At 73.9% G+C, this 11082-nt stretch carries 15 protein-coding genes; 7 read left to right on the top strand and 8 right to left on the bottom strand.

What is annotated here, in order from left to right; translation table 11 throughout:
- Nucleotides 1-80 precede the first annotated feature (80 nt).
- On the top strand, nt 81-155 hold the full coding sequence (locus ACR807_RS27295) for a 50S ribosomal protein bL37 (RefSeq protein WP_096498094.1): 75 nt from the start codon (nt 81-83) through the stop codon (nt 153-155).
- A 77-nt stretch (nt 156-232) separates the two neighbouring features.
- Here ACR807_RS27295 and rsrA read toward each other — a convergent pair whose 3' ends face one another.
- On the bottom strand, nt 233-520 hold the full coding sequence (gene rsrA, locus ACR807_RS27300; protein ID WP_438924281.1) for a mycothiol system anti-sigma-R factor: 288 nt from the start codon (nt 518-520) through the stop codon (nt 233-235).
- Complete coding sequence (locus tag ACR807_RS27305) at nt 517-1143, bottom strand: sigma-70 family RNA polymerase sigma factor (protein WP_438924282.1); 627 nt, start codon at nt 1141-1143, stop codon at nt 517-519. Before ACR807_RS27305 ends, rsrA begins: the two co-directional genes overlap by 4 nt.
- 235 nt (nt 1144-1378) lie before the next feature.
- On the opposite strand from ACR807_RS27305, the gene ybaK reads away from it, so the two are divergent.
- Nucleotides 1379-1855, top strand: coding sequence for a Cys-tRNA(Pro) deacylase (gene ybaK / locus ACR807_RS27310; protein WP_438924283.1), 477 nt, complete (start codon nt 1379-1381; stop codon nt 1853-1855).
- Between the two features lie 9 nt (nt 1856-1864).
- Here the strand turns inward: ybaK and ACR807_RS27315 are convergent, their stop codons facing one another.
- Nucleotides 1865-2479, bottom strand: coding sequence for an alpha/beta hydrolase family protein (locus tag ACR807_RS27315; protein WP_438924284.1), 615 nt, complete (start codon nt 2477-2479; stop codon nt 1865-1867).
- Nucleotides 2476-3252 (bottom strand): SOS response-associated peptidase, encoded by a 777-nt coding sequence (locus tag ACR807_RS27320; protein ID WP_438924285.1) that lies wholly within the window; start codon nt 3250-3252, stop codon nt 2476-2478. Before ACR807_RS27320 ends, ACR807_RS27315 begins: the two co-directional genes overlap by 4 nt.
- Before the next feature lie 86 nt (nt 3253-3338).
- Between ACR807_RS27320 and aroA the strand changes: the two genes are divergently transcribed.
- From aroA to ACR807_RS27335, 3 genes are all read left to right on the top strand, one after another.
- Nucleotides 3339-4604, top strand: a complete 1266-nt coding sequence (gene aroA / locus ACR807_RS27325; protein ID WP_438924286.1) for a 3-phosphoshikimate 1-carboxyvinyltransferase — start codon at nt 3339-3341, stop codon at nt 4602-4604.
- A 1-nt stretch (nt 4605) separates the two neighbouring features.
- Nucleotides 4606-5616, top strand: a complete 1011-nt coding sequence (gene rsgA / locus ACR807_RS27330; RefSeq protein WP_438924287.1) for a ribosome small subunit-dependent GTPase A — start codon at nt 4606-4608, stop codon at nt 5614-5616.
- Between the two features lie 247 nt (nt 5617-5863).
- Nucleotides 5864-6232, top strand: coding sequence for a VOC family protein (locus tag ACR807_RS27335; protein ID WP_438924288.1), 369 nt, complete (start codon nt 5864-5866; stop codon nt 6230-6232).
- A 67-nt stretch (nt 6233-6299) separates the two neighbouring features.
- On the opposite strand, the gene ACR807_RS27340 is transcribed toward ACR807_RS27335, so the two are convergent.
- The 3 genes from ACR807_RS27340 to ACR807_RS27350 form a co-directional block, all read right to left on the bottom strand.
- Nucleotides 6300-6791, bottom strand: a complete 492-nt coding sequence (locus ACR807_RS27340) for a DUF6912 family protein (protein WP_438924289.1) — start codon at nt 6789-6791, stop codon at nt 6300-6302.
- Nucleotides 6788-8164, bottom strand: coding sequence for a WS/DGAT/MGAT family O-acyltransferase (locus tag ACR807_RS27345; protein WP_438924290.1), 1377 nt, complete (start codon nt 8162-8164; stop codon nt 6788-6790). Before ACR807_RS27345 ends, ACR807_RS27340 begins: the two co-directional genes overlap by 4 nt.
- A 246-nt stretch (nt 8165-8410) precedes the next feature.
- The gene (locus ACR807_RS27350) at nt 8411-9088 is read right to left on the bottom strand and encodes a phosphotransferase (protein ID WP_438924291.1); all 678 of its coding nucleotides are present in this window, start codon (nt 9086-9088) and stop codon (nt 8411-8413) included.
- A 12-nt stretch (nt 9089-9100) separates the two neighbouring features.
- On the opposite strand from ACR807_RS27350, the gene ACR807_RS27355 reads away from it, so the two are divergent.
- Entirely contained in the window at nt 9101-9895 is a 795-nt protein-coding gene (locus ACR807_RS27355; RefSeq protein ID WP_438924292.1) for a TrmH family RNA methyltransferase, read from the top strand.
- Here the strand turns inward: ACR807_RS27355 and ACR807_RS27360 are convergent.
- Nucleotides 9892-10437, bottom strand: coding sequence for an HAD-IA family hydrolase (locus tag ACR807_RS27360; protein ID WP_438924293.1), 546 nt, complete (start codon nt 10435-10437; stop codon nt 9892-9894). The genes ACR807_RS27355 and ACR807_RS27360 overlap by 4 nt on opposite strands.
- On the opposite strand from ACR807_RS27360, the gene ACR807_RS27365 reads away from it, so the two are divergent.
- Nucleotides 10366-10701 (top strand): Rv3235 family protein, encoded by a 336-nt coding sequence (locus tag ACR807_RS27365; protein ID WP_438924294.1) that lies wholly within the window; start codon nt 10366-10368, stop codon nt 10699-10701. The genes ACR807_RS27360 and ACR807_RS27365 overlap by 72 nt on opposite strands.
- Nucleotides 10702-11082: the final 381 nt, after the last annotated feature.

The following is an 11082-nucleotide window of genomic DNA, read 5'->3' on the forward strand; positions in this document are numbered from 1 at the left end:
CCACGATTCAGACCCGGTGCCGCGCACTTCCGGGCGCGTGACACACTGTCGGGAGGTAGTTCGAGCACTAGGAGAACCCCATGTCGAAGCGTGCCCGCAAGCGCCGCGACCGCAAGAAGGGTGGCGCCAACCACGGGAAGCGCCCCAACGCCTGATCAACTTCAGTGCGTGCGAAGGCCCCGGAGCCCACGGCTCCGGGGCCTTCGAAGTCTGGTCGAATGCCTACGGGGTCCTATTCGGCCACCGTGGCGGTCGTGGTGCGGACCTCCACGACGGCCTGCTGGAGGCGCGCCCGCAGCCGCTGCTTCAGCTCCTCCGGCGCCAGCTCGCCGCCGCACTTGCGGGCCAGCAGGGCCTTGAGGTGCTCCTCGATGCCGTACTGCTCCAGGCACGGGTGGCACTCGTCCAGGTGGGCCGCGAGGAGCGACTTGCGCTTCTCGTCGCACTCGTGGTCGAGGAACAGGTAGACCTCGGCCAGGACCTCGGAGCAGTCGGTCTCGTGGTGTTCGCCGCAGCTCATCGGCCCGCCACCTCCGCCCGGCCGTCGCGGAGGAAGCCGCGCTCGCGCGCGACGCCCGCGAGCTGCTCGCGAAGCTGCCTGCGGCCCCGGTGCAACCGGGACATCACGGTGCCGATGGGGGTGCCCATGATGTCTGCGATCTCCTTGTACGCGAAACCCTCGACGTCGGCGAGGTAGACGGCGATCCGGAACTCCTCGGGCAGCCTCTGGAGGGCGTCCTTGACGTCCGAGTCGGGCAACCGGTCGAGCGCGTCGACCTCCGCCGAGCGCAGGCCGCTCGACGTGTGGCTCTCCGCCTGCGCGAGCTGCCAGTCCGTGATCTCGTCGGTCGGCTGCTGCACCGGCTGGCGCTGCTTCTTGCGGTAGCCGTTGATGTAGGTGTTCGTGAGGATGCGGTACAGCCAGGCCTTCAGGTTCGTGCCCTGGGAGAAGGACGCGAAGGCCGAGTACGCCTTGAGGAAGGTCTCCTGGACCAGGTCCTCGGCGTCGGCCGGGTTGCGGGTCATCCGCAGGGCAGCCGAGTACAACTGGTCGAGCATCGGCATGGCGTCGCGCTCGAACCGGGCCGCGCGCTCCTCCGCTGTCTCGTCAGTCGGCGTGTCCTGCGTTCGCGTGGCTGGCACCGCGCTCCCTTCCCACCGGCCGGTGGGCGCGGTGGACGAGACTGTCTGGGGCGCGTTCGAGGATACGCGGCGGTCGCCGGGACGGCAGCGGGCGGAGCCGCGCGGCGGACGTGCCCTCACCGGCCTGCTGACGTGCTGGTCCATCACCTCGGTAGCCACACCCGCACCAACGCGGGGGGCGCTCCGGGCATTCCCCGCGCTGTTGTGCCCGATCCCTGCACTAAGGTGCGCGATCATGGCCGGACGTGGGACGCCCGCCACCGCGTTGCTGGACAAGCAGAAGGTGGCCCACACGCTGCACGCCTACGACCACGACCCGCGGCACGAGTCGTACGGGCTGGAGGCCGCCGAGGCGCTCGGCGTCCCGCCCGGGCGGGTGTTCAAGACCCTCGTCGCGGAGGTGGACGGCAAGCTCGCCGTCGGCGTGGTCCCGGTCACCGGCCAGCTGGACCTGAAGGCGCTGGCGACGGCCCTCGGCGGCAAGCGGGCGAAGATGGCCGACGTCGCGGCGGCCGAGCGCGCCACCGGCTACGTGGCGGGCGGCATCTCGCCGCTGGGCCAGAAGAAGCGCCTGCCGCTGGTGCTCGACGCCTCGGCGGAGGGCTTCGGCACCGTGTACTGCTCGGCCGGGCGGCGCGGCCTGGAGGTCGAGATCGCGCCCGCCGACCTGGTGCGGCTCACCGGTGGCGTCGTGGCCCCGATCTCGGCCTAGGGACCGGGCTCAGACCTCCAGGGGGCGCAGCACCCGGGACAGCCACTCGCCGACGGCCCGGTGCACGCCCTCCAGGTCCGCCTTGAGGTTGTGGTCGCCGCGCAGCAGCACCACCTCGCGGTGGTGCGCCGACCCCGGCCGGCCGAACGGGTCCGCCTCGCCCTGCACGACCAGCGTGGACACCTCGACGGCGTCCAGCTCGGGCTGCCGCGTCCTCTCCGGCTTGCCCGGCGGGTGCACGGGGAACGCCAGGCACAGCACGGCCACCGCCTGCCCCTCCGCCGACGTCCGGCACGCCACCCGCGCGCCCGAGGACCGGCCGCCGAACACCAGCGGCAGGTCGTCGAACCAGCGGCTGGACAGGTCGTCGGCGACGGCCAGCCACGCCGCGTCGAGGTGCGCGGCCGGGGCGGGGGCGCGGCGGCCCGCCACCCGGTAGGGCTGCTCGACGAGCGCGACGTGCACGCCCGCCGCCACGGCCGCGCGGGCCGCGGCGACCAGGTCGGGCGCGGCGATCCCGCCGCCCGCGCCGTGGCCGAGCAGCAGCGCCGCCCGCCCCTCCGGCGCGCAGTGCAGCTCGGCCCGCGCGGGGCCGTGCGGGGTCTCGACGACGCGCGAGGTCATGACAGCTCGAACAAGGTGGGCTCCGGTTTCTCGGACTCCCCCAGCACGACGGCGTCCATGAGGGACGGGTCGTTGTTCCTGATGCTGTTGACCCGCGTCGACACCGGGCGCAGCTCCAGCGCGGCGACCAGGTCCGGGTCGGGCGCGAGCAGGCCGGAGGGGTCGCCGTTGTCCGGGTCGAGCCACGCCGACCAGCGGTCGCGCGGCAGCACGAGCGGCATGCGGTGGTGGACCTCGGCCATCTCGCCGACGGCGTCGGTGGTGAGCACGGCGAAGGTGATGACCGGCTTGCGCTCGTCGCCCTCCTGCTGCCACCACACCGACCAGATGCCCGCCATCGCGAGGCTGCTGTCGTCGCCGGGGTTGATGAAGTACGGCTGCTTGCGGCCCTCGCCGGGCTGCCACTCGTACCAGCCGGCGGCCGGGACGATGCACCGGCGCTTGGCCGCCGAGTCGCGGTAGGCGGGCTTGGTGAGCACGCTCTCCGACCGGGCGTTGATCATCTTGGCGCCGCCGGACGGGTCCTTGGCCCAGTGCGGCACGAGCCCCCAGCGCATCGTGCGGACGCTGCGCTCGGTGGTGCCCGGGTCGGGGTTGCCGTCCTCGTCGCGCGGGTGGCGCTCGACGACCACCGGCGCCTGCTTCGTCGGCGCGACGTTGTAGTCGGGGCCGGGCGCGTCACCGCCGGTCCCGTCGCCCACCGTCCCGTCCACCGCGTCGAACTCGGCCGCGAGGAGCGCCGGGTCCTTGGTGGAGGCGTACCTGCCGCACACAACGATCACCTCCGGAGGTAGCCCATCGTCGCACGTCGGAAAGCCCGGTGCGACCCGTCGACCACCCCATGCGGAATCATCGACCCATGACTCAGCAGTGGTCCGCTCCCACCGCCGACGGCCCCGTGCGCGCGACGGTACCCGTGCCCGGTTCCAAGTCGATCACCAACCGCGCGCTCGTCCTCGCCGCGCTGGCCGACGGCCCCTCCACCGTGCACGCCCCGCTGCGCAGCCGCGACACGACGCTGATGGCGGCGGCGCTCGGCTCCCTCGGCGTCGGGGTCGCCGACGGGGCGGACGGCTCGTGGCTGGTCACCCCCGGCGAGCTGCGCGGCCCGGCGCGGGTGGACTGCGGCCTGGCGGGCACCGTCATGCGCTTCCTGCCGCCCGCCGCGGCGCTCGCGGTCGGCGACGTCGTCTTCGACGGCGACCCGCACGCGCGGACCCGCCCGATGAGCACGATCCTCGGCGCGCTGCGCGCCCTGGGCGCCGACGTGGACGGCGACTCGCTGCCGTTCACCCTGCACGGCAAGGGCGGGCTGCCCGGCGGCGAGGTCACCGTCGACGCCTCGGCGTCGTCCCAGTTCGTGTCCGGCCTGCTGCTGTCCGGCGCGCGCTACGAGAGCGGGGTGACCGTGCGCCACGCCGGCCGGCCCGTGCCGTCGCTGCCGCACATCGCGATGTCGGTTGCGATGCTGCGCGAGGCGGGCGTGGCCGTGGACGCGTCCACCCCGGACGTGTGGCGGGTCGAACCCGGCCCCCTGGCGGGCCGCGAGTGGCACGTGGAGCCGGACCTGTCCAACGCGACGCCGTTCCTGGCGGCGGCGGCGGCGACCGGCGGGACGGTGACCGTGCCGGGGTGGCCCGCCCGGACCACCCAGCCGGGCGGCGCGGTGCGGGAGCTGTTCGAGCGCATGGGCTGCGCGGTGGAGCTGACCGCCGACGGCCTGGTGCTCACCGGCCCGGACCGGCTGACCGGCCTGGACGTGGACCTGCGCGACGAGAGCGAGCTGACGCCGACCGTCGTGGCGCTGGCGGCGCTGGCCGACGGCCCCTCGCGCGTCCGGGGCGTCGCGCACATCCGGGGCCACGAGACCGACCGCATCGCCGCGCTGGTCGCCGAGGTCAACCGCCTGGGCGGTGACGCCGAGGAGACCGAGGACGGCCTCGTCGTGCGACCGCGACCGCTGCGCGGCGGGGTGTGGCGGGCCTACGCCGACCACCGCATGGCCACCGCGGGTGCCATCGTCGGCCTGGTGGTGGAGGGCGTGTCGGTGGACGACATCGGGTCGACGGCGAAGACGATCCCCGACTTCCCGGGGATGTGGGCGACGATGCTCGGGACGCGCTGACGTGGCGCGCGGCGACTGGCGGCGGCTGGACGAGTCCGACGTCCGGGTGCGGCCGGGCAAGGGGACCCGGCCGCGCAGCAAGCGGCGGCCCGAGCACGCGGACGCGGTGCCCGCCATGGTCGTGGGCGTGGACCGGGGACGGTGGACGTGCGCCGTGGAGGGCGACCCGGCCCGGCTGGTCACCGCGATGCGGGCCCGGGAGCTGGGCCGCACGCCGGTCGTCGTGGGCGACCGGATCGGGTTGGTCGGCGACACGTCCGGGCAGCCGGACACCCTGGCCCGGGTCGTGCGCGTCGACGAGCGCCGCAGCGTGCTGCGCCGCACCGCCGACGACACCGACCCGTTCGAGCGGGTCGTCGTGGCCAACGCCGAGCAGCTGGTGATCGTGTCCGCGCTGGCCGACCCGCAGCCGCGGCGCGGGTTCATCGACCGCTGCCTGGTCGCCGCCTACGCGGGCGGGCTGGAACCGCTGCTGTGCCTGACGAAGTCCGACCTGGCGTCCCCCGACGACCTGGTGGCCGCGTACGCCGAGCTGGACCTGCCGGTGGTCGTGACGCGGTCCGACGAGGACCCCGCCGAGCTGCGCGAACGGCTCGTGCACCGGCTGTCCGCGCTGATCGGGCACTCGGGCGTGGGCAAGTCGACCCTGGTCAACCGGTTGGTGCCGGACGCGAACCGGGCCGTGGGCGTGGTCAGCGGCGTCGGCAAGGGCAGGCACACGTCCACCCAGACCGTCGCGCTGCCGCTGCCCGAGGGCGGGTGGGCCGTGGACACGCCGGGCATCCGCTCGTTCGGGCTCGCGCACATCACGCCGGACGACATCGTGGGCGCGTTCCCCGACATGGCGGCGATGGCCGAGGAGTGCCCGTCGGGCTGCGGCCACCAGGGCCCGCCCGAGGACCCGGACTGCATGCTCGACGAGCTCGTCACCTCCGGCGAGGCCTCCCCCGGCCGCCTGGCCTCCCTCCGCCGCCTCCTCTCCTCCCGCGGCAAACTGGACGAATACGACTAACCCCCGAGAGTCCAACCCCCAGGCCCCGAGAGTCCAACGCTCAGGTCGTGAGAGTCCAACGTCCAGGCCCCGTGAGTTCTTCGTTCCGGCCTAACGGTGTGAGGCTCGAACGGAGAACTCAGGGGTCCTGAGCGTTGGACTCTCGAGGTCTGAGCGTTGGACTCTCGGGGTGGGGTTCGCTGGATCGGGTGGCGATGTCACCGCTTCGGTGTCGGTGACGCGGGGAGCGGGAGTACGGTGCGCAGCCGTGGCCAAGGTGACCGGCATCGGCGGTGTCTTCCTGCGCGCCCGCAACCCCGCGCGCCTGGCCGAGTGGTACCGCCGGCACCTGGGCGTGCCGATGGGCGACGGCGCGGCCGTCACGTTCCACTGGACCGAGGACGAGACGACGACCCTCGCGCTGTTCGCCCAGGACACCGCCTACTTCGGCGAACCCGGGCAGCGCGTGATGCTCAACCTGCGCGTCGACGACCTGCCCGTCCTGCTCGACCAGCTCCGCGCTCAGGGCGTGGAGGTGCTGCCGGACACGGAGGAGTCCGAGTTCGGCCGGTTCGGGTGGTGCGTCGACCCCGAGGGCAACCGGATCGAGCTGTGGCAGCCCGCGCCCGGGATGTGAGCCCGGACCACACGAGCCGGGACTACACGAGCCGGGACTACACGAGCCGGGACTACACGAGCCGGGACTACATGAGTTCGAGCAGGAACGGCAGCTCCTGCGTCGCGTACCAGGCCAGCTCGTGGTCCTCCGCGCCGCCCAGCGCGAACTCCGCGTCCGGGTCGCCCAGGTCGGCCGCGTCGATCACCTCCGCCGCCGCGCGCACGTCGTCCTCCGCCTCCAGCGTGTCCAGGTGGATCGCGGCGACCAGCTCCACGGGCACCGGCCCGGACAGCTTCACCACCGAGAAGTCCAGGTCGGGGCGCAGCTTCACGTCCTCGACGTCCACCGACACCACGGCCCGCCGCGGCACCGCCTTCTCGTCGCCCGCGATCAGCCGCAGCGACGCGCGCGCCGCGTCCAGCATCGCCGAGTACTCCAGCTCCTCGGTGTCACCGGTCGCGTAGGACTCGCGCAGCGCCGGCGTCAGCGCGAACCCGGTCCCGCCCACGGGCGCGAACAGCCCGTCATCGACCAGGCCGCGCAGCATCGCGACCGTCGCCGGCAGGTACACCCTCATGCGGACACCGTTCCCATCAGCTCCTCCACCGACTCCTCCACCATCGCCGCCAGCACGTCCACATCGGACATCGCGTCGCGGTCGGCGTTCAAGCCGAAGTACACCCCGCCGTCGTACGAGGTCACCCCGATGGACAGCGCCTGGTTCTTCGCCAGCGGCACCACCGGGAACATCTCGATCATCCTCGCCCCCGCCGCGTACAGCGGCACCTGGGGGCCGGGGACGTTCGTCACCACCACGTTGAACAGCCTGCGCGAGAACGACGACGCGGCCCGCGCGCCGAGCGCGTGCAACGTGGGCGGCGCGAACCCGGAGAACCTCACCAGCGTCTGCGCCGCCACCGACTGGCCCGACTCCTGGTGCGCGCGCATCGCGTGCGACACGTGGTGCAGCCGCACCACCGGGTTCGGCTCCCCCACCGGCAGGTCCACGAAGTACGCCGCGACGCCCGCCTCGTCGTCGCGCACCGACATCGGCGCCATCGCCCGCATCGTCGTGCCCGCGGTCACGACCTCGCCGCGCGACAGCAGCCAGTTGCGCAGCGCGCCGGACAGCACCGCCAGCACGCCGTCGTTGACCGTGCCGCCGTGCACCCGCCGGATCGCCCGGAACTCGTCCAGCCGCGTCCGCGCCACCGCGAACCGCCGCTGCGGCGAGATCCGCACGTTCAGCGGGCTGCCCGGCGCGGGCGTCGCGGCCGTGCGCACCGCCGACGCGAGACCGCCGAACAGCCCGGCCACCTTGCGCACCGTCGCCACCGTGTCCACCGCCGCCGAACGGGCGTTCTCCACCACCACGCCGGGTCGCTGCACGGCCTCCGCCACCGCGTCCGCCACCAACTGGAGGCCGCTGGGCTCCGGGGACGGCATCCACAGCGACGCGACGGGCGTGCGCGGCGTGGCGCTCACGTCCAGGATCACCTGGCCGATCTCGGGTGCGCCCAGGCCGTCCACCATCGCCTGGTGGGTCTTCGTGATCACCGCCGTGCGGTTCCGGGCCAGGCCCTCGACCAGGTAGATCTCCCACAGCGGCCGCGTGTGGTCCAGCGGGCGGGACATCAGCCGCGCCACCAGGTCGTGCAGTTGCCGCTCGCTGCCCGGCTTCGGCAGCGCCGAGCGGCGCACGTGGTAGGTGACGTCGAAGTCCGGGTCGTCCACCCAGACCGGCCGGGCCAGCCTGCCCGGCACGTGCACGACCTTCTGCCGGTAGCGCGGCACCAGCGACAGCCGCTGCTCGATCAGGTTCACCAGGCGGTCGTAGTCGAACCCGGTGCGCGGCCTGCGGAACACCGCCACCCCGCCGACGTGCATCGGCGTCGTGGAATCCTCCAGGTACAGGAACGAGGCGTCCAGCGCGGACAGGCGGTCGGGCATGCCGCCCAGGCTAGTCGCTGCGCACGGCCCGCCGCTGTGGTCGACGGGGCGTCGTCCGTTCCGGTCGATCCCGGTGCCAGTCGCTCAGGCAGGTCGCCCCGGCCGGTCACCCGGGTCGGTCGCCCCGGCCGGCTGCTCGGGTCGGTTCCTCGGGTCGGTCGCTCCGGCCGGTCACCCGGGTCGGCTGCTCGGGTCGGCTGCTCGGGTCGGCTGCTCGGGTCGGCTGCCCCGGTCCGGTGGCCCGGGTCAGTCGCTCCAGTCGGCGCAGTCGGCCACCAGGCGGCGCACCGCGTCCACCTCGTCGTCGTCCCGCTGGTGCCGGGCCAACCTGATCGCCGCCGCGGTCGGCATCGCGCGCCGCACGCCCGCGTCCGTGCCCGACAGGAACCCCCGGAGGAACCGGGCGCGGGCCAGCCGCTTGAGGGGGCGCAGCGGCGCCACCGCGATCGCCAGCCAGCTCATCGCCACGTCGACCCGCCGGTCGCCGCGCGCCGCGCACGCCCAGTCGACCACCACCGCGCCCTCGGGGCCCATCACCACGTTCCCGGGGTGCAGGTCGAGGTGCACCAAGCCGCCGCCACCGCCGTCGCCCGCGCCGAGGAAGTCGGGCGGGCGCACGTCGTCCAGCCTGTGGTGCAGCTCGGCCAGTTCGCGCCCCAGCGCGGACGCGCGCCACGGCCTCGCGTCCAGCTCCTGCGACATCCGGGGACCCGGCACGTACTCCATGACCAGGTCGGTCTCCGACACGTCCGCCACCCTCGGCACCGGTATGCCGTGCCCGCGCAGGTAGCGCATCAGCTCGGCCTCGGGTCCCGGGTCGCGCCCGGCCCGGTCGCGCTTGACCAGCAGGCCGTCCGGACGCAGGTAGACGTCCGCCTCCCGGCCGGAGGCCAGCAGACGGTGCGCCTCGTCGCGCGGTGTCATGTGACGATCATCATGATTGACAGCGGAGAAACAAGCCCCAAACGGGTGTTGGACACTTACCGGGTGGACGTATCCCCCAAGGACAAGTTCGTCACCGTGTACGGCCGCAAGCCCGTGCTGGAGGCGTTGGACGACCCGTCGCTCGACGTCGACAAGGTCGTGCTCGCCGACACCGCGCGCGGTCAGGCCGCCCGCGAGATCCTCGACGCCGCCGCACGGCGGGGCGTGGCCGTGCAGCGGGCCACGGCGCAGCGGGTCAAGGTGCTCGCCGGCAACGGCAAGCAGGACCAGGGCGTGCTGGCGGACGTCGTGGCGCCCCGGATGCGACCGCTGGAGGTCGGCCTGCGGTCCGCGCCGCGCACCGTGCTCGTCCTGGACGGCATCACCACGCCCGCGAACGTCGGCATGATCCTGCGCACCGCGACCGCCGCCGGGATCGAGGGCATCGTCGTGCCGCGCCGGGGCGTGGCCTCCCTCGACCCGCTCGTGGTGAAGGCGTCGGCGGGCGTCGCGTTCCGGGCCCCGATCCTGAAGTGCGCGACCGCCGCCGAGGCCGTGGCCGCGCTGGTCGCGTCCGGGTACCCGGTGTACGCCCTGGACGCGTCCTCGCGGTCCTCGGTGTTCACCGCCGACCTGCCGGCGCGCGCGGCGTTCGTGCTGGGCAGCGAGACCGCGGGCATCTCGGACGACGTGCGGCCGCACGTGACGGGGTGGCTGTCCATCCCCATGTCGGCCGGTGTTGAATCGTTGAACGTCGCTACAGCGGCAGCCGTCCTGTGCTTCGAGGTGGCCCGCCGCCGCGGTTAGCCCTCCCCGGCCACCGGGGTCCCGAGCAGGATCTCGACCTCCTCGACGGTGGCGCGGACCGTCCGGTGGTGCACCCCGACCATGCCCGCCGCGGCCGCGCCCCGGACGTTCACCGCGAGGTCGTCCACGAAGACGCAGTCGGCGGGGTCGAGGCCGAGCCGTTCGGCGGTGAGCAGGTAGATCCGGCGGTCCGGCTTCGCCATGCCCACGTCGCCCGAGGTGATGACCACGTCGAACAGCGGCGCCCAGGCGCGGGGCGGTGCCCACAGGCCGTCGGCGTTCGACAGGACGGCCGTGCGCACACCGGACCGGCGGACCTGCCGCACCAGCCCGACCAGCGGCGGTTCGTCGGCACCGTGGTCGTCCCCGAAGTCGGTCAGCACCCCGCCGAAGTCGAGCACCAGTCCCCGCACAGATAACTCCTTCGGGTGATCGAGGTACGTAAACCGCACCGCCCCCCTCGGTTCAGCATGCCACCACGCCTCCGCGCCCTGCCCAGCTCGCCGCAGCCCGGCACCCCGAGCCCCCTGGACGCCCGCCACTTCCTCATCCCGCTGGTGGAGGCCCTGTCGGGTCGTCGGCCGCCGCAGCAACTCGCGCCGCTGTTCCCGACCAAGGCCCTCAAGGAGTTCCCGACCACCCCCACCACCACCCGCCTGGGCCGGTACCGGCTGTGCCACATCGCGCCCGGCAAGGCGGAACTGGCGGGGACGCTGCACCTGCCGACCAGGACCCGAGCCTTCGCCGCCCGGGTGGAGCACTCGGGCACCCGCTGGCAGTGCACCGAGTTCCACCTGCTGCCGTGAGCCACGATCGGGTGAACATGACCATGAAAATGTACGGAAACGCCGTTACCGACATCGGTTGGAACGAAGAGGAGGCCCGACCACACCACGACCATCCCCTACCCGACGCCCCCGACGCCCCACGTCCCCACTGCCGATGACGGCCCGGTAGCCACACACGCCCACCGCCGACACCGCCACAGGGCCGCCACCGCCGCTCCCCCACCGCCGCCGACCGCCGACCGCCGAGCCCACGCGACCGCGCGACCGCGCGACCGCGCGACCGCGCGACCGCAGGCGAGGGTCGCGGTGGCGATGGCTCGCGGGCAATGGCTGGCGCGGTGGCGGCTGGCGCGGTGGCGCGCGCAGGCCCGGGCCCGGGCGGGGAGGTTACGCAGGTGG

Source organism: Saccharothrix sabaoui (assembly GCF_051756985.1).
Lineage (GTDB): Bacteria > Actinomycetota > Actinomycetes > Mycobacteriales > Pseudonocardiaceae > Actinosynnema.